At 67.0% G+C, this 18,241-nt stretch carries 15 protein-coding genes; 9 read left to right on the top strand and 6 right to left on the bottom strand.

Translation table 11 applies throughout. The annotated features are described in order from the left end of the window. Nucleotides 1–251 precede the first annotated feature (251 nt). Genes RW112_RS07490 through RW112_RS07480 form a run of 3 tightly spaced genes read left to right on the top strand, consistent with a single transcriptional unit; the run spans nucleotide 252 to nucleotide 4,227 of the window. Entirely contained in the window at nucleotides 252–1,667 is a 1,416-nt protein-coding gene (locus RW112_RS07490; RefSeq protein ID WP_317781145.1) for an aldehyde dehydrogenase family protein, read from the top strand. Beyond that, entirely contained in the window at nucleotides 1,664–3,241 is a 1,578-nt protein-coding gene (rfaE2, locus tag RW112_RS07485) for a D-glycero-beta-D-manno-heptose 1-phosphate adenylyltransferase (protein ID WP_317781144.1), read from the top strand. Before RW112_RS07490 ends, rfaE2 begins: the two co-directional genes overlap by 4 nt. A 47-nt stretch (nucleotides 3,242–3,288) precedes the next feature. Continuing rightward, nucleotides 3,289–4,227, top strand: a complete 939-nt coding sequence (locus tag RW112_RS07480) for a fused MFS/spermidine synthase (RefSeq protein WP_317781143.1) — start codon at nucleotides 3,289–3,291, stop codon at nucleotides 4,225–4,227. Nucleotides 4,228–4,394: 167 nt separating this feature from the next. Here the strand turns inward: RW112_RS07480 and RW112_RS07475 are convergent, their stop codons facing one another. Then, nucleotides 4,395–5,291 carry a LysR family transcriptional regulator gene (locus tag RW112_RS07475; RefSeq protein ID WP_317781142.1) on the bottom strand — a complete coding sequence of 299 codons (897 nt, stop codon included), beginning with the start codon at nucleotides 5,289–5,291 and terminating at the stop codon, nucleotides 4,395–4,397. Nucleotides 5,292–5,424: 133 nt separating this feature from the next. Here RW112_RS07475 and RW112_RS07470 point away from each other — a divergent pair, with 133 nt between their 5' ends. Both RW112_RS07470 and RW112_RS07465 read left to right on the top strand, forming a co-directional pair. After that, on the top strand, nucleotides 5,425–6,807 hold the full coding sequence (locus tag RW112_RS07470; RefSeq protein WP_317781141.1) for an MFS transporter: 1,383 nt from the start codon (nucleotides 5,425–5,427) through the stop codon (nucleotides 6,805–6,807). A 90-nt stretch (nucleotides 6,808–6,897) separates the two neighbouring features. Continuing rightward, on the top strand, nucleotides 6,898–7,647 hold the full coding sequence (locus RW112_RS07465; protein WP_305943288.1) for a 3-hydroxybutyrate dehydrogenase: 750 nt from the start codon (nucleotides 6,898–6,900) through the stop codon (nucleotides 7,645–7,647). Nucleotides 7,648–7,680: 33 nt separating this feature from the next. Here RW112_RS07465 and RW112_RS07460 read toward each other — a convergent pair whose 3' ends face one another. The 3 genes from RW112_RS07460 to RW112_RS07450 form a co-directional block, all read right to left on the bottom strand. Continuing rightward, nucleotides 7,681–8,316, bottom strand: a complete 636-nt coding sequence (locus tag RW112_RS07460) for a LysE family translocator (RefSeq protein ID WP_317781140.1) — start codon at nucleotides 8,314–8,316, stop codon at nucleotides 7,681–7,683. 34 nt (nucleotides 8,317–8,350) lie between these two features. Then, complete coding sequence (locus RW112_RS07455; RefSeq protein WP_317781139.1) at nucleotides 8,351–8,629, bottom strand: hypothetical protein; 279 nt, start codon at nucleotides 8,627–8,629, stop codon at nucleotides 8,351–8,353. Nucleotides 8,630–8,831: 202 nt separating this feature from the next. Further along, complete coding sequence (locus RW112_RS07450; protein WP_317781138.1) at nucleotides 8,832–10,346, bottom strand: amino acid permease; 1,515 nt, start codon at nucleotides 10,344–10,346, stop codon at nucleotides 8,832–8,834. Nucleotides 10,347–10,613: 267 nt separating this feature from the next. Between RW112_RS07450 and RW112_RS07445 the strand changes: the two genes are divergently transcribed. Then, entirely contained in the window at nucleotides 10,614–12,191 is a 1,578-nt protein-coding gene (locus RW112_RS07445) for an HNH endonuclease signature motif containing protein (RefSeq protein ID WP_317781137.1), read from the top strand. 50 nt (nucleotides 12,192–12,241) lie between these two features. Here the strand turns inward: RW112_RS07445 and RW112_RS07440 are convergent, their stop codons facing one another. After that, entirely contained in the window at nucleotides 12,242–13,159 is a 918-nt protein-coding gene (locus RW112_RS07440; RefSeq protein ID WP_317781136.1) for an SDR family oxidoreductase, read from the bottom strand. 26 nt (nucleotides 13,160–13,185) lie between these two features. Continuing rightward, nucleotides 13,186–13,524: a hypothetical protein gene (locus tag RW112_RS07435; protein WP_317781135.1), complete on the bottom strand. Its 339-nt coding sequence runs from the start codon at nucleotides 13,522–13,524 to the stop codon at nucleotides 13,186–13,188. Nucleotides 13,525–13,751: 227 nt separating this feature from the next. On the opposite strand from RW112_RS07435, the gene RW112_RS07430 reads away from it, so the two are divergent. The 3 genes from RW112_RS07430 to hutH all read left to right on the top strand — a co-directional run bounded on the left by RW112_RS07430 (nucleotide 13,752) and on the right by hutH (nucleotide 18,076). Continuing rightward, complete coding sequence (locus RW112_RS07430; RefSeq protein ID WP_317781134.1) at nucleotides 13,752–14,579, top strand: IclR family transcriptional regulator; 828 nt, start codon at nucleotides 13,752–13,754, stop codon at nucleotides 14,577–14,579. A 204-nt stretch (nucleotides 14,580–14,783) separates the two neighbouring features. After that, the gene (hutU, locus tag RW112_RS07425) at nucleotides 14,784–16,487 is read left to right on the top strand and encodes a urocanate hydratase (RefSeq protein WP_305943296.1); all 1,704 of its coding nucleotides are present in this window, start codon (nucleotides 14,784–14,786) and stop codon (nucleotides 16,485–16,487) included. Then, the gene (hutH, locus tag RW112_RS07420; protein WP_317781133.1) at nucleotides 16,484–18,076 is read left to right on the top strand and encodes a histidine ammonia-lyase; all 1,593 of its coding nucleotides are present in this window, start codon (nucleotides 16,484–16,486) and stop codon (nucleotides 18,074–18,076) included. The genes hutU and hutH overlap by 4 nt, the downstream gene beginning before the upstream one ends. Nucleotides 18,077–18,241 lie beyond the last annotated feature (165 nt).

Below are 18,241 nucleotides of genomic sequence, written 5' to 3'. Positions count from 1 at the left end.
CCGTCCACAGCCCGGAGCGGCGATCGTGTGTGGGGGCCACCATAGTTCGGATCAGGGCGCGGTGGCTATCACCGCCATTAGGTCGCTGGGCAAAACCCGCCGGGGATAACCGCCGGGCAAATCCGGGGCGTCCGACGGGTGTAAACGGGGCTGCTCCGGGGTACGGGACTGCTCATAGGGGGCCGGTTCGCCCGTCTGGCCCCGGAAGCTACCCGGCAGGGTGCCACGGCCGTCTCTTCGGAAGGAGTCCCATGTCCGCGATCGTCCAGCGCATGCATCATGGCGCCAGTGAACTGATAGTCATCCGCGACCCCCGCACCGGCGAGGAAGTGGGTGCAGTGCCCGAAGCTTTGCCCCGCCACGTCCGCACGGCCGTCAATGCCTCGCGGGCAGCTTTTCACGGCTGGGCCGCCACCCCGCCGGCTGATCGGGGTTCGTTCCTCCGGGCCGCCGCGCGTGCCTTGGCTGGAGCAGCCCCGGAACTGGCAAGGATGAACAACCGGGAGACCGGGCGCCCGGTGGACGAAGCCCTGGCCGGAATCGACGCGGGCGTCGCCACCCTGGAGCAGTACGCGGAGCTTGGGCCGGTCCACCGCGGGCACAGCCTCCGGGGCCACCCTCTTGCGTCGGACTACACCGTGGCCGAGCCCCGCGGGGTGGCAGTGGTGCTGACGCCGTGGAACGATCCCGTGGCCGTGGCCTGCGGGCTCATCGGCGCCGCCTTGTTCACCGGTAACACCGTGGTGCATAAGGCCAGCGAGCGCTGCCCCCATCTGGGGACCATGCTGGGGGACGTCCTGGGCGCGGTTTTCCCGCCTGATGTGCTGATTTCGCTGACCGGCGGCTCCGGCGTCGGCGCCCTGCTGACCGAACAGTCCGGCGTGGACGTGGTGGCACACGTCGGCTCCAGCGCGGCAGGCGCGCGGATCGCCAGGGCCTCGAACCTGACCGGGGCGCATGTCATCCGTGAAAACGGTGGGAACGATCCGCTGGTGGTGGATGACGACGTGGATCCGGACTGGGCAGCGGAGCAGGCGGCCGTGGGCGCGTTCAGCAACAGCGGCCAGATCTGCACGGCCGTTGAACGGATCTACGTGCACCGGGCCATTGCCGGCCACTTCTGCGAGGCCCTGGAACAGGCAGCCCGCCGGCGGAACCGGGAGGGCGGGCTGGCGCCCCTGGTTGACGTCCGCCTGCGCGACGAGGTCCACAGCCAGGTCCACAACGCGCTCCAGGCGGGTGCGCGCGCCGTCGAAGGCGGGTCAGTGCCGGCCGGGGCAGGGGCTTACTATCCGGCCACGGTGCTGGTGGACTGCACTGCGGACATGGACATCATGGTGGAAGAAACGTTCGGCCCGGTGGCACCCGTGCAGGTGGTGGACAGTTTCGAAGAGGGACTCCGGTTGGCCGCCGAGGGACGCTACGGGCTGGCGGCCACGGTCCTGACCGGCAGGATCGCGCACGCGCAGCAGGCCATCGCCTCGCTCCCCGTGGGCACCGTGAAAATCAACGCTGTGTTCGGCGGCGCGCCCGGAGGGGCGGCCCAGCCACGCGGTGCCAGCGGACACGGGTTTGGGTACGGTCCCGAGCTGCTGGACGAGTTCACCCGCGTCAAGGTGGTGCACATGGCGGCGCCGGCCGCCGGCAGCGAAAGCGGCAGGCAATGAGCAATCATTCGCCCGGACAGGCGGGCGGGACCACCCGCAACGACCGGCAGGACCTGGCAGGGCAGCGCGCACTGGCGGACTGGTTGCCGGGCCGGCTGGCCTCCATTGCGCCGTCCGTGACGGTGGTTGGCGACGTCATGCTGGACGGCTGGTGGCACGGGTCCATCGCCCGGCTCTGCCGGGAGGCGCCGGCTCCGGTCGTGGACATCAGCCGGCGGGCGTTTGCACCGGGCGGGGCCGCCAACACCGCCATGAACCTTGCCGCCCTGGGGGCACGGGTCCGCATCGCCGGAGTGGTGGGCTGCGACGATGCCGGCCTGGAGCTGCGGCGGCAGCTCCGTGCCGCGGGCGTCAACGTCAGCCACCTCCAGGAACACCCCGGCATGGTCACCACCACCAAGACCCGCATCAGCAGCGCCGGCCAGGTTTTGCTGCGGTTCGACGACGTCGCGCAGCAGGTTCCGCAGGACGCCCTCGCCGCGCTGGCCGTCACCCTGCCCGCAGCCCTGCGGGGGCAGGACGCCGTGGTGGTCTGCGACTACGGCCTTGGCACCCTGGCCGGACCGGTCCGCGGTGCCCTTATCGCTGCGCTCGGGGGTTCCGCAGGCAGCCGGCCCGATTCTCCGCTAACAGTGGTTGACGCCCACGACCCGCGGCCATGGGCGGTGCTTCAGCCGGACCTGGCCACCCCGAATGCGCAGGAAGCTGCCAGGATGCTGGGCCTGACACTGCCCGCGGGCGCGGACCGTGCAGAGTTCCTGGCAGCGCGCCGGGACGAACTGGCCCGGGCCACCGGTGCGCACGCGGTGGTGGTCACGCTGGACCGGGACGGTACGCTGCTGCTGCCCGCTGCCGGTGATGTCCACCGCACCTGGGCCAGGCCGGCCGCCGAGAAGCAAGCCTCCGGAGCCGGGGACACTTTCGTCGCCGCCTTGACCGTTGCCAGGGCGTCCGCTGTGCCGCTGACCACCAGCGTGGACCTTGCCCAGGCAGCGGCTGACGTGGTGGTGCACCACCCCGGGACGTCCGTCTGCAGTTCCGAGGACCTCGCCCGGTACCTGGCGAGTTTCGCGGACACGGCCCTTAGCGCCGACGAACTCGCCCGCCATGTCGAGGGCGACCGCGCCGAGGGCCGGCGTATCGTGCTGACCAACGGCTGCTTCGATGTGCTGCACCGCGGCCATACCCGCTACCTCAACCAGGCCAAGCAGCTGGGTGACATCCTGGTGGTGGCCCTGAACAGCGACGCGTCGGTGCGGCGGTTGAAAGGTCCGGAGCGGCCCATCAACTCCGTGGCCGACCGCGCAGCCGTCATCGCCGCACTCAGCTGCGTGGATTATGTGACAGTGTTCGACACCGCCACCCCCATACCCCTGATCGAGAAGATCCGGCCGGAAATCTACGCCAAGGGCGGGGACTACACACCGGAGATGCTGGCCGAAACCGAAGCGGTGGAACGCTTCGGCGGCAAGGTCACCATCCTGGACTACGTTCCGGACCAGTCCACCACCGGCGTCGTGCAGCGGATCCGCAATGGCGAAGGCGCCACGGTCGGTGAGGCGCCGGTCAACTAGGGCCGGTCAACTAGGGTTGGTGCATGACTAACGCGGTGGCCGGCTAAGTGGCGCGGAAGGGCCGGTCTGCCGGCAGGAACGCTGAACGTTCGACGCCGGGAGTCGTGGAAGTGCCGAAGGGAACCCGCCCTGACGGGCCGGTGGAGGGCGTGTACTACATCGACACGGGGGACTGCGAGCTGATCGCGGACCAGGACAATTCGAACGGCTGGCTCCTGCGCATCAACGGCGTGATGAGCTCGCACATTGACCTGGCGGACCCGCTCTTCCTCGATTTCGAGTACATGCGGTGGATGTCGGCACTGGTGGAATCCCGGTGGCCCCGCGAGACCAGGCCCAAGCTAAGGGCCCTGCACCTGGGCGGGGGTGCGTGCTCGCTGGCGCGGTACTTCCACGCCGCGTACCCGGAAGCCCGCCAGGTTGTGGTGGAACTGGACGGCAAGCTTGCCGAGTACGTCCGCGGCTGGTTCGACCTGCCCAAGGCCCCCCTGCTGCGGCTGCGTGTGGGCGAAGCGCGCGAGGTCACCGAGTCGCTGACGCCGCAGACGCGTGATGTGATCATCCGCGACGTGTTTGCCGGCGCCCTCACTCCGCGGCCCCTGACCACCGCTGAATTCAACGGGCACGCCAAGCGGGTGCTTGCTCCCGGCGGAATCTACGTGGTGAATTCCGGCGACGCTCCTGATCTGAAGAACGCCCGCGAGGACGCGGCCACTATTGCGGCTGTTTTCGAGCACACGCTGATCATTGCCGACCCCGCCATGCTCAAGGGCCGGCGCTACGGCAACATGGTGATGGCGGGCAGCGACCAGCCGTTCGACGACGACCCCCGGCTTGCCCGCAGGCTCCTGGGCGGCGGCGTCCCGGCCCATATCTGGGATGACGCCAAGGTGCGTGCCTTTGCTGCCGGGGCACCCGTCCGCCACGACCCTGGACCTCCGCCGCCGGGTCAAGTGGAGCAAGACATCCGCCCGTCCGAAATATAAGCGCAACGTTGCCTCAAGAATCGGCTTTTGCGGCCGTTTTTGCCGCCCGGACCCCGGGCACGCTGTAAGTTGGTGGAAGCTCTCCGCTTTCCCCCAAGACCGGAGGGCGTGAAGCCCCCGCGCTTGAGTTCCCTGACTCGCGCGGGGGCTTCCTTCATTATTAGCCCTCAGCGCCTGCCCAGCAGGGAATCCCGGTGCTCCAGCGTCTGGTCCCGGAGGGCCTGCACCACGGCAGCGACAGCCGGGCGCCGCATGGAGTCGGGCCGCAGCACCATCCAGTACGGCAGCCGTTCCGAGAAAACGTCCGGCAGCAGCCGGACCAGGTCCTGGTGCAGGTCGCCCATAAAGCAGGGCAGGAATCCGATGCCCGCGCCGGCGCGGGTGGCCTCCACGTGGACAAACACATTGGTGGAGCTCAGCCCGTCCTTCATGGCCGGGACAAGCCTGCGCGGAGCGTCGAGGTCGTCCACCTGAAGCATCGAGTCCACGAAATAGACCAGCGGATGTTCGGACAGTTCCTCCACCGTTGCCGGCGTCCCGTTTTCGGCCAGGTAGGCCCGTGAGGCATACATGCCCAGCACGTATTCGCCCAGTTTGAAGGCCTCGGCGCGGTGTACCTGCGGCTCGCCCACCACCACCTCGATGTCCAGTCCGGAGCGCTGCTGGAGGGCCCGCCGGGTGACGGTCACGATCTCCACGCTGAGCCCGGAGTGCTTGCGCCGCAGCCGTGCCACCGCGGGCGCGGCGATGTAGGCGCTGAAGCCGTCTGTGGCCGTCATCCGGACGACTCCCGTGATGGGGTCCGGCGCCTTGCCGGGCTGGCCCAGGCTTTGCACGGCCTGTTCCACCTGCTCGGCCACCAGCACCGCCTCCGCGCCGAGCTCCGTCAGTTCCCATGCGCCGGCAGACCGGGAGAGGACGCGACCGCCCAGTGTCTTCTCCAAGGCCGCTATCCGGCGCGAAACGGTGGTGTGGTTCAGCCCCAGGGCCTGCGCCGCCGTCGTGAATTTGGCTGACCGCGAGACGGCCAGCAAGACCAGAAGGTCATCAGGATTAGTGTCCATATCTGCAATTCTGCACACAAGGGGTGCCGGTTTGGCCATTGAACCGCGCAGTTTCTGCGGCAATACTCATCTGAGCCCATTCAGTGCTGTGGATCACAGCGCGTGTCGACGTGGACACTAAGGAGAACAAAATATGAGCGTAGAACAACGCTCTGCATCACCGGCCGCTTCCGCCCCACAGGGCGCCGGCCTCAAGAAGATCGTCGCAGCCTCCATGGTTGGCACCGTAGTGGAATGGTATGAATTCTTCCTCTACGCCACCGCAGCAACCCTGGTGTTCGGCAAGTACTTCTTTCCCGCCACCGGCAACGAGCTGGACGGCATCATCCAGGCCTTCATCACCTACGCCGTGGGCTTCGTGGCCCGGCCGCTCGGCGGGATCGTCTTTGGCCAGATCGGCGACAAGCTGGGCCGCAAGCCCACCCTGCAGCTGACCATCGTGATCATCGGTGTGTCCACCTTCCTGATGGGCTGCCTCCCGGGCTTCGCCGAGATCGGCTACCTGGCACCGGCGCTCCTGGTGTTCCTGCGCTTTATCCAGGGCTTCGCACTGGGTGGCGAGTGGGGCGGCGCCGTGCTTCTTGTCGCCGAGCACAGCCCCAACAAGTCCCGTGGTTTCTGGTCCAGCTGGCCCCAGTCCGCCGTTCCGGTGGGAAACCTGCTGGCCACCCTGGTGCTGTTCGTGATGTCCAACATCCTGAGCAGTGCCGACTTCCTCAGCTGGGGCTGGCGCGTGGCGTTCTGGCTCTCCGCCGCGATCGTGTTCGTCGGATACTACATCCGCACCAACGTCTCCGAGTCGCCGATCTTCCTCGAAGCCAAGGCGCAGCTGGAGGAGGAACAGGCCGTCAGCTACGGCGTCGGCGAGGTCATCCGCAAATACCCCAAGGGGATCCTGCAGGCCATGGGCCTCCGGTTCGCGGAAAACATCATGTACTACCTCGTGGTCAGCTTCGCGATCGTGTACCTCAAGAGCGTCCACAAGTACGACACGTCCTCGCTCCTGCTCGCCCTGCTGATTGCGCACCTCATCCACTTCCTGGTCATCCCGCAAGTGGGACGGCTCGTGGACAGCTGGGGCCGGAAGCCCGTGTATCTTGTCGGCGCCATCACCGGCGCCACGTGGCCGTTCTTCGCCTTCCCCATGTTCGACACGAAGAACGCGGTGGTCATTGTCCTGGCCGTGACCATTGGCCTGTGCCTGCATGCGTTTATGTACGCCGGCCAGCCTGCCATCATGGCGGAGCTCTTCCCCACCCGGATGCGCTACGCCGGCGTGTCGCTCGGCTCGCAGGTCACCTCGATCTTCGCCGGTTCGCTGGCACCGCTCCTGGCCACCCAGTGGCTCAAGGACACCGGATCGTGGGTTCCCACAGCCATCTACCTGGTGGTGGCGTGTGCCATCACCACGGTGGCAGTGTTGAGCCTCAAGGAAACAAAGGGCATCGCCCTTGAAGAAGTGGACAGGGTCGACGCCGAACGCGAAGGCCTGGCAGTAGCAGCAGCCTCGCGCTGAGCTGATTGAGCTGAGCTGCTGTAGTGGCCGGCTCCAGCGCTGCTGGAGCCGGCCGGTTCGTTGAAAATCTTTGAACTGGAAGGCTGGGTTATGGAAAACACGCTGAACGGCCGCAAGGCGCTGGTCACCGGAGGAGCCGGCGGGATCGGGGCTGCCAGTGTGCGGGCCCTCGCCGCACGTGGCGCCAAGGTGGTGATCGCGGACGTCGACGAGGCCGCCGCGGCCGCACTTGCCGATGAAGTAGGCGGCACTGTCTGGGCCGTGGACCTGCTGGACGTCGACGCCCTCGCAGCCCTCAGCCTGGACTGCGACATCCTGGTCAACAATGCCGGGATCCAGCGCATCAGCCCCATTGAGGACTTCGAACCGGCCGATTTCCGCCGGCTCATCACCCTTATGCTGGAGGCGCCGTTCCTGCTGATCCGGGCTGCACTGCCGCACATGTATGCGAACAACTTCGGCCGCATCATCAACCTCTCGTCGGTACACGGAATCCGTGCGTCCCCGTTCAAGAGCGCGTACGTTTCCGCCAAGCACGGCCTGGAAGGGCTCAGCAAGGTGACGGCCCTGGAGGGCGGGCAGCACGGGGTCACGTCCAACTGCATCAACCCCGGCTATGTGCGCACACCGCTGGTGGAGTCGCAGATCGCGGATCAGGCGAAGGTCCACGGCATTCCCGAATCCGAGGTGCTGGCCAAGATCATGCTGACCGAATCCGCCGTCAAGCGGCTCGTGGAGCCGGAAGAAGTCGCCTCGCTGGTCGCCTGGCTCGCCTCGAACGACGCCGGCATGGTCACCGGCGCCAGCTACACCATGGACGGCGGCTGGTCGGCGCGGTAGTTTGCTGCCGCCCGCAGTTGCGGGCGGCACAATCTAGTTCTTGGTGCCAGTTAATGCGAGGGTGCCGCCTAGGGCGATCATCATGGCTCCGCCTGTGCTGCTGAGGGTGGCGATGCGTTTGGGGGAGCGGGCGAACCACTGGCGGGCGGTTCCGGCTGCCAGCGCCCAGACGCTGTCCGACACGAGGGCGATCAGGAGGAACACGGCCCCCAGGCTGGCCAGCTGCATCGGTATTCCGCCGGCGGAATACTCCACGAACTGCGGCAGTACCGCAACGAAGAACACCAGCGACTTGGGGTTGGTGGCACCCACGATGAATCCTTCCCGCAGGATACGGAAGGTGGAGCCGGAGCGCGAAGGACCGGGCGCCGTCGTACTTCTTCCGCGGTGCCTGATGGCCTGGATGCCGAGGAACACGAGGTAGGCGGCGCCGGCGAATTTCACCAGGGTGAACAGCAGGACCGACTGCGCAAGGGCGACGCCCACACCGAGCGCCACGGCGGCGATCTGCGGGATCATGCCGAGCGCATTTCCCAGGACACTGAGCAGTCCGCCCTTGCGGCCCAAGGCCAGGCTGCGTCCGATCACGAACAGCACGCTTGGCCCGGGGACGGCAATCAGGACGGCCGCGGCCAGGGCGAAAGCCAGGAGATTGCTCAGCGGAACCATGACTGATCTTAGCGCCGCCTGCCTGTGGTGCCGCCTAGTCCGGCGTCCTTACCTGGCGGTAGTCGTAGTAGACCACCGCGGGCTCAAGGTCAGGATGGGCGTCAGCGGCCGTCCGCAGGCCCAGCGAGGTGCCTCTAATTACCGTCACCACGCCGAGCCGGCGGCCGTTGAAGGGGTCGTCACCGAGGACAACGTCCCCGATCCTGAACGGTACAGCGGCTGTGCGGACTTTTTCCGCTGCGTCGTTCAGCCAGGAAATCAGGCGGCGCCGGTCGCGGGGGAAGGCGGGCCGGGAGGTTGGAAGATCCTTCATCAAAACCACTCCTTTGAAGTACCTGGATAAGCAGGACTCGCTGGCGGCCCGGAAGCCTCGGTTTGGCGATTAAATCGTCCGGTCTGCGCCTGGTGACCAACCTAGAGGCCAAACCCCATGCGTCGCATGCGTAACTCCTACCCCTTCTGTACCGTCCAACACTCGAAATTTTTGCTGGACTACTTGCTCCGCCCGCGCGGTCCTACGCCGTTTCGTCCACCAGTTCTGCCCGGGCACGGCCGTGACCGCGGACCCACAGGCGGTAGGCCAGCACCAGGACACCAAGCCACACCGCGCCCACGTAGAGGGCGATCCGGGAGTCCTCGAACGCGCCCAGGACCACGATCACCATGGCCATAAACGCGATGGTCAGGACGGAGGCTGCCGGCCACCAGGGCGACGGGAATTCCGACGCCGGCAGTCCCTTACGTGCGATCTCCCGTTTCATGGCCACGTGTGATGCCAGGATCATGACCCATACCCAGACGGTGGCGAAGGTTGCGATCGAAGCGATCAGCAGGAAGACATCCTTCGGCATGACGGCGTTCAGGACCACGCCCGCCAGCAGGACGACGGCCATCATCACCACGGTCATCCACGGCACCCCGTGACGGGAAACCTTGCCGAAGCTGGCCGGCGCGTGGCCCTGGCGGGCCAGTCCGAAGAGGATGCGGCCGGCACCGAAAATGTCGCTGTTGATTGCAGAGAGGGCTGCCGTAATCACCACGGCGTTGAGGATGTGTGGCGCGGCGGGAATGCCCAGTCCGCTGAAGATCTGCACGAACGGACTGCCGTTGGTTCCCACTTCGTTCCAGGGGAACAGGCTCATCAGGACGGCAAGGGTCAGCACGTAGAAAAGGAGAACGCGCACGGGCACGGTGTTGACTGCCTTGGGGATGACCTTCTTGGGATCGGCCGCTTCACCGGCGGTGACGCCGATGGTCTCGATGCCGCCAAAGGCGAACATGACAACGGCGAATGAGGCCAGCAAACCCTCGAAGCCGTTGGGGAACAGGCCCCCGTGCTCCACGAGATTCCCGATTCCCGGCGCGACAGTTGAGCCGCCTGCCTGGAAACCGAAGATGATGATGGCGACGCCGCCGGCGATCATGGCGATGATGGCCACCACCTTGATCAGCGAGAACCAGAACTCCAGCTCGCCGAAGACTTTGACGCTGAGCAGGTTCAGGGCGGCCAGGAAGAAGATGATGGCGAGGACCCAGATCCACCGTTCTACGTCCGGAAACCAGAACCCCATATAGATGCTGAAGGCGGTAACGTCCGCGATGGCCACGATCGCCATCTCGAAGACGTACGTCCAGCCGGTCACAAAACCCGCCAGCGGGCCAAGATAGCGGCTGGCGTACTGGCCGAAGGAGCCGGAGACGGGATGCCGCACCGCCATCTCGCCGAGCGCCCGCATCACCATGAACACGGCGGCGCCGCCGATCATGTACGCGAGGAGGACCGCCGGGCCGGCTTTCTGGATGGCGGATGCCGAGCCGTAGAACAGGCCGGTGCCGATGGCTGACCCCAGGGCCATGAAGCGGATGTGGCGGACATTGAGTCCGCGGTTCAGGACGGTGTCGACGGCGGCGCCTGCAGCGGCGCGGACACTGCTCCCGGCGGCTCCGGTGGCGTTAATGCCGTTTACCGCGGTGGTGGTTTCGGGCGCCGTTTGTTCTGGTGCTTGGCTTGCTGTTGGGGCTTGTTGCATGCGAATACCTTCTCGTCATTGGGAGGGGGATCGCTATCCAGCAGACCATTTTCGAGCCGTACGTGATGAGCCTCACGGCGCTTTGGTGTCTTTCATTTCAGACTGTCAGTCGGCGCGAGCGGACAGTTGCGGCCCTGCTGCCGGCGCCGGCCCGCGCGAGCGGACAGTTGCGGCCCTGCTGCCGGCGCCATCCCGCGCGAGCGGGCAGTTGTGGCCCCGCTGCCGGCGCCATCATTAGATGTCGGTGCCTGCTGGGATGCTTTGGGAATGGAAAGAAGGGCAGTTGCGGAGACGATGGAGGCCATCGGGGCTTCCTTCGCTGCGCTGGCTGCGGGGGTCCGCCGCGGTCTGAACGGTCCGGGCGTGGATGGTGCTGACCTTCTTCGGGACCGGGCGGATGCGTGCCTGGACGGGGCGGCTCAGCTAGCCGGGATGGAAGCCGGAATGGCCGCCCTGAAGGTGCACCTCGCGGCCGGATACGCTGAAACAGCCGCAGCCCTCGCGCCGCCGGCCGTGTCCGCGCAGGAGCACACCGTCCGGGATATGGCGGTGAGGGCTGAGGTCGCGTGCGTTTTGACGGTTAGTGAGCGCACGGCCGGGGCGTTGCTGTCCGAGGCGCATGCCCTGACCACCACCTTGCCGCTGACGCTCTCCGCGCTGGGGGAGGGGCGTATTTCGTGGCAGCACGCCAGGGTGATGGTGGATGAAACCGCGAACCTGGACCGGGCTGGAGCCGCTGGCTTGGAGGCACATTTCCTGGACGCCGACGCACTTAACCCTGCCCGCGGATGCCCGGCCGGGGACCTTGTCCCGTCCCGGTTCCGGGCCAAGGTCCGTACGTGGCGGGAACGGCACCACCCGGTCAGCATCGAAGAACGCCACGTCCGGGGCGCCGCGGAGCGGCGGGTGGAGTACACCCCGGACCGGGACGGGATGGCCTGGCTCTCGGCCTACCTGCCCGCCGCTACTGCTGCCGGGATCTGGGACCGGACCACCAGTGCCGCCCGGGCCCTCCAGGGCCCGGACGAGTCCAGGACCCTCACCCAGCTCCGCGCCGACGTCGCCGCGACCTGGCTCCTGACCAGCAGTGGGGCCATGGCCGGAATAGCAGGCACCGGCATCATCAAGGAGGATGTCCCGTCCCCGGCGGCGCAGGTCCTGATCACCGTTCCGGTGTTCTCGCTGCTCGGCGTGACCGGGGAACCGGCCGTGTTGGACGGCTACGGTCCGGTGCCGCCGTCGATGGCGCGTGCGCTCGTGGCCGACGGGGCGTCGTCGTTGCTGAGGGTGCTGACTGACCCGCGGGACGGTGCGCCGTTGGAGATCGGCCGGGCCGCCTACCGGATTCCCAAAGCGCTGCGGCAGTGGTTGCGGCTGAGGGACGGCAAATGCCCGTTCCCGGGCTGCAGCAACCATTCCCTGGACAACGAGGCAGACCATCTCCTCGCCTGGGCGAACGGCGGGACTACGGGGATCAGCAACCTCGCCCAGCCCTGTCCCAGGCACCACCGCCTCAAGCACGCCACCGCCTGGACTCCCGCCGGGGCCAGCGCCAACGATCCGCCCGGCTGGACCTCACCAACAGGCCGCTCCTACGCCAGCGAACAACCCGACTGGGAACCACCGCACCTGCCGGAACTGGCGGATGACCCCGACTGGGAACCACCCCACTGGCCACCCGAAGCACCTCTACAAGACGTCCCGTGGCCCGAAAACCTGCTGCCCGAAAACCTGTGGCCAGAAAACCCGCCGCCCGACCTCGAACTGACAGATCAACCATTACCCCAGGACCCCTTCAGCGACTGGGCACTGTTCTTAACTTCCGAGGCAAACGCGGCCGCCTAGGAAGGGGGAGGGACAGGGCGCAGGCGGCCCTGGGAATTACCCTCCGAACCTCAGCGGTAGCCCTTGGCGTCTGCGGGGAGCCCTGCCTCCTGGACCTCCACGAGGTAACGCCAGCAGTCCGGCCGCGAGCCGTCGGTGTCGGTGAAGCCGTATTCTTGTGCCAGCCCGCCTGAGGAAAATGATTCGCCGGAGCGGCGCTGCACGTCCGGGTCGGCAGCCAAGGCGGCAACGGCGCGGCCCACAAAACGCGGGCTCTCAGAGATAGCCGCGAAATGTGGCTGGGTGGCCGCGGCCTCACGCCAGTTCGCTTCAGTGACGCCGAAATGCTCCAGCATCATCTCGGAGCGCATCCAGCCCGGAGTGAGGGCCACCGCGGTGCAGCCAAACGGTTTCAATTCTTCCGCCTGGCTGAAGGCGAGCCGCAGCACCGCATTCTTGGCGAGGTCGTAGAACGTCGAAACGCGGTAGTGGGCGGCGTTGTACTCACGCGTGCCGTCGGTCATTTCCACCACCAGGCCGCCGGGGTTCCGGATGAGCAGCGGCAGCGCGAAATGGCTGGTGATCAGGTGAGTGTCGACGGCGGTGTGCAGCATCTGCAGCCCGGTATCCAGGTGGTGTGCCCACACCGGAGCGTCCCATTCGATGAGGTTTTCCCCGCCCCAGATGTCGTTCACCAGGATGTCCAGTCGGCCATGGTCGTCGTCGACCATCTGCACGAGCGACTGCACGGCGGCCGGATCCAGATGGTCCACTCCCGCCGCGATGCCCACTCCGCCGGCGGAACTGACCAGCTCGGCCGTCTCCTCGAGGGTTTCCGGCCGGTCGTAGTCGGACCTGCGGCCCCCGGCGCTGCGGCCGGTGCAGTAGACGGTCGCTCCCGCTTCGCCCAGGGCGACGGCGGTGCCCCGGCCTGCGCCGCGCGTCGCCCCCGCCACCAGGGCTACTTTTCCAGCGAGTGGTTTTGCCATGGAGGTCTTCCTCACCGTTCTTGTTCCTAACCAATTTGCTGCAACGACAGCACGATGATGGCGGCGTTGATGCCGAGCGCGATGAGCCACCACTTGTTGAAGGTCAGCAGGAGCAGCGCCGCCGAGATTGCCGCTCCGGATATGGTCGCCGGCGCCCACCACGATGCCCCGCCGATAAGTCCGAGGCCGCCGGCCGCCAAAACAAGGGCGGCAGCCACAGCCAGGACCGCCGCGAGTCGCCTGACGTTGCCCGCAAAGGGGGAGTGCCCGGCGTCGAACGGCATCTTCTTATCCGGCTTGGGGAGCCAGATGGCGAGATGGAGCAAGCCGTGGGCGATCAGGAAGAGCCCGGCAATCCAGATCATGGTGGCCTCCTCGAGCAGTCCGTGCCCTCCATCGAAGCACCGCCCCGGGTTTCGGCCTAGGGGCGGAAGTCCCCCGGCAGCGGCGGGAGCCTGTCGGACAAGGGCGAGTCTGGTATCCCGGACTTCAACGTGGTTGGATGTCGTTCCGGACTCTTGGGAGTGGGGGACTCTTAAGTACGGGATACCGGACACCCCTCACGCGTCCGGATGTGAACCATGGAGGAAAAATGGCGGACGGCGAGTCCCTCGCACGTGCGGTGCCAAAGACGGCTACGAAGGTGACGTCGAAAGTGCCGGCGGCAGAAAACACCTTGCGTATCCTGAAACTGCTGGCCTCCAAGCGAGGCCCCATGGCGGCGTCGAACATTGCCACCGCACTAGGCCTGCCGCGCTCCAGCGTCTATCACCTGCTCGGCGTCATGGAAGCCAACGGCTTCGTGATGCACCTGCATGAGGAGCAGCGGTACGGGCTGGGCATCAGCGCCTTCGAGCTCAGTTCGGCGTATTCGCGCCAGGAACCGCTCTCCCGGATTGGCCGGCCAATGCTCGCCTCGCTGGTGGACGTCATTGGCGAGAGCGCGCATCTGGCCGTGCTCCACGGCCGCGACGTGCTGTACATCGTGGAGGAGCGTGCCAAGAACCGGCCGTCCCTGGTGACCGACGTCGGTGTCCGCCTGCCCAGCCACCTCACCGCCAGCGGCCGCGCCATCCTCGCCGCCCTGCCCAAGTCGCAGGTCCGCGCGCTCTACCCGAACGCCGCTGCCTTCACGGCCCGGCATGACGTGGAAGGCGCCATCATGAAGTACTCGGCGCTGTCCTCGCACCTGGACCAGGTCCGGCAGCGGGGCTATGCCACCGAACACGGCGAGGTGACCCCGGGCTTCGGTTCGATTGCCGCCGCGGTGACGGACCACGTGGGATGGCCGACGGCGGCAGTTGCCGTCACATTCCTCGAGGACAAATTGCCGGCGGACCAATGGCCGGCCCTCGCCGCCCGGATCCGGAAAGTCGCCGACGAACTCTCCGTGCGGATCCACGGACGCCCCGCCAAGTAGGCACCGGCCCCTCCCAACTGACTGGCACTTAACGTCGCCAAACGGGCGTTTCGCGACATTAACTGCGAGTCAGTCGGGAACAGGGGGCTGCGTCTGGAATACCGGACAGCACCCCCTCCAAAGCCCTGTTTCCGGGGCTGCGGACAGGCTTTAGTTGATACAGAACCACATTCCCCGGAACCACCAAGACACGAAGGAGCCCCCATGGCACCCGCCGATTTCACCACCGGTGCCCGCCCGGTCAAAGCAGCCCGCGGCACCGAGCTCACGGCCAAGAGCTGGCAGACGGAAGCCCCGCTGCGCATGCTCATGAACAACCTGGACCCCGAGGTCGCCGAACGCCCCGATGACCTGGTGGTCTACGGCGGCACCGGCCGCGCCGTTCGGTCCTGGGCCGCGTTCGACGCCATCACCCGCACCCTGGAGACCATGGAAAAGGACGAGACCCTGCTGGTCCAGTCCGGCAAGCCGGTGGGCGTTTTCCGCACCAATGAGTGGGCGCCGCGCGTGCTCCTGGCCAACTCGAACCTCGTGGGCGACTGGGCCAACTGGCCCGAATTCCGCCGCCTCGAGGCCGAGGGCCTGATGATGTACGGCCAGATGACCGCCGGGTCCTGGATCTACATCGGTACCCAGGGCATCCTGCAGGGCACCTTCGAAACCTTCGCCGCGATCGCCCGCAAGCTCACCGGCGACGAGAACGGCACCCTCGCCGGTACCCTGACCCTCACCGGCGGCTGCGGCGGCATGGGCGGTGCCCAGCCGCTCGCCGTCACCCTGAACGACGGCGCCTGCCTGATTGTCGACGTCGACGAGACCCGCCTTCGCCGCCGCGCCGGCAAGCGCTACCTCGACGAGGTGGAAACCGATCTCGACGCCGCCATCGCCAAAGTGCTCAAGGCCAAGGAAGAGCGCCGCGGCTGGTCCGTGGGCTACGTGGGCAACGCCGCCGAGGTGTTCCCGGAGATCCTGCGCCGCCACAACGCCGGCGAACTCACGGTGGACATCGTCACCGACCAGACCTCCGCGCACGATCCGCTGAGCTACCTCCCCGAGGGCATCTCCGTGGCGGAATGGCACCGCGAGGCCGAGGCTGATCCGGAAGGCTTCACCAAGAAGGCGCAGGCCTCGATGGCCAGGCACGTCCAGGCCATGGTGGAGTTCCAGGATGCCGGCGCCGAGGTGTTCGACTACGGAAACTCCATCCGCGACGAAGCCCGCAAGGGCGGCTACAACCGCGCGTTCGAATTCCCCGGCTTCGTCCCGGCCTACATCCGCCCGCTGTTCTGCGAGGGACTCGGCCCGTTCCGCTGGGTTGCCCTGTCCGGTGACCCGGAAGATATCCGTGTCACCGATGAGGCCATCAAGGAGCTGTTCCCGGAGAACAAGCATCTGCACCGGTGGATCGACGCAGCCCAGGAACGCGTCGAGTTCGAAGGCCTGCCGGCGCGCATCTGCTGGCTCGGCTACGGCGAACGCGCCAAGGCCGGCCTGCTGTTCAACCAGTTGGTCAAGGAGGGCAAGGTCAAGGCGCCTATCGTGATTGGCCGCGACCACCTCGACTCCGGCTCCGTTGCCTCGCCGTACCGCGAAACCGAAGCAATGCAGGACGGCTCGGATGCGATCGCCGACTGGCCCATGCTGAACGCCCTGCTCAACACAGCCTCCGGTGCCACCTGGGTTTCGCTGCACCACGGCGGCGGTGTCGGCATCGGCCGCTCCATCCACGCCGGACAGGTCTCCGTCGCCGACGGCACCGACCTCGCCGCGCAGAAACTCGAACGCCTGCTCACCAACGACCCTGGCATGGGCGTCATCCGCCACGCCGACGCCGGCTACGACCGCGCACTCGAGGTCGCCAAGGAACGCGGCGTCCGCATCCCGATGAACGAAGGAACCACAAAGTGACCATCACGACCCACGAACCGCTCACCGTCACCCTCGGCTCCAGCGGCGTCACACCGGAGGACGTCGTCGCCGTCGCCCGCCACGACGCCAGGGTGACCATCTCCCAGGAAGCCCTGGACACGGTGGCCAGGGTCCGCGCGCACATCGACGACCTCGCGCACAGTGAGACACCCGCCTACGGCATCTCCACCGGCTTCGGCGCGCTGGCCAACCGTCACATCCCCAGCGAGCTGCGCACCCAGCTGCAGAAATCGCTGATCCGCAGCCACGCCGCCGGCATGGGCCCGGCGGTGGAGCGCGAAGTGGTGCGCGGCATCATGTTCCTGCGCGCCAAAACCCTGGCCTCCGGCCGCACGGGTGTCCGCCCGGTGGTCCTGCAGACCATGGTGGACGTCCTCAACGCCGGGATCACGCCGGTGGTCCGCGAATTCGGTTCGCTCGGCTGCTCCGGCGACCTCGCGCCGCTGTCCCACTGCGCGCTGGTGCTGATGGGGGAGGGGGAAGCGGAAGGTCCCGACGGCGTGACGTACGGCGGGCGGGGCGAAGAACCTGTCGCCGTACTGCTCGCCGAACACGGGATCGAGCCGGTCACGCTCGCCGAGAAGGAAGGGCTGGCGCTGGTCAACGGCACCGAGGGCATGCTGGGCATGCTGCTGATGGCCATCGCGGACATCCGCCAGCTGCTGACGACGGCGGACATCACCGCCGCGCTCAGCGTCGAGGCGCTGCTCGGCACGGACCAGGTGTTCCTGCCGGAGCTCCATGCGGCCCTCCGCCCGCACCCGGGGCAGGCTGCAAGTGCGGACAACATGCTCCGCGTCCTGTCCAACTCGCCAATCGTGGCCTCACACCGGGTGGGTGACTCCAAGGTCCAGGACGCCTACTCGCTGCGCTGTGCACCCCAGGTTGCCGGAGCCGTCCGCGACACCGTGGACCACGCGGCCCTGGTCGCCTCCCGGGAACTTGCCGCAGCCATCGACAACCCCGTGGTGCTGCCGGACGGCCGGGTGAGTTCCAACGGCAATTTCCATGGCGCCCCGGTGGCATATGTTTTGGATTTCCTGGCAATAACGGTGGCCGATTTGAGTTCCATCGCGGAACGCCGCACAGACCGCATGCTGGACCCGGCGCGCTCGCACGGGCTGCCGGCTTTCCTTGCGGCTGATCCGGGGGTGGACTCCGGCCTGATGATTGCGCAGTACACGCAGGCCGGGCTGGTTTCGGACAACAAGCGGCTCGCCGTCCCGGCGTCGGTGGACTCGATTCCGAGCTCGGCCATGCAGGAGGATCACGTGTCCATGGGCTGGCACGCTGCCCGGAAGCTCAGGAAAGCCGTGGAGAACCTGCGCCGTGTCCTGGCCATTGAGCTGGTGACGTCGGCACGGGCTATCGACATGCGGACCCAGCTGTCCGGGGGAGAGCTGGCCCCCGGCCCGGCCGGTACTGCAGTGCTCGCGGCGCTCCGGAACGTCGTGGAAGGGCCGGGGACGGACAGGTTCCTGTCGCCGGAACTGGAAGCGGCGGACCGGCTTGTCGCCTCAGGCGAGGTCCGCGCGGCAGCCGAATCCGCCGTCGGAATACTGGCTTAAAAGTGAACATTCTGCAGTAGAAATACGAATTTTCCGGGGCCCCCGAAATACTAAGCGACACAACGCACGGGGCCCCGGAATTTGTAGTAGAACTAAAGATGTAGTGATGAAGTCCACACCAACGATGTTGTGGCGAACGAACATATACAAAGGGGTAGAAGTTCA

Origin of the sequence: Arthrobacter sp. B10-11 (assembly GCF_033142195.1) — a bacterium.
Lineage (GTDB): Bacteria > Actinomycetota > Actinomycetes > Actinomycetales > Micrococcaceae > Arthrobacter > Arthrobacter oryzae_C.
The sequence above is the reverse complement of the archived record's forward strand: the minus strand, read 5'-3'. Positions and strand labels throughout refer to the sequence as shown.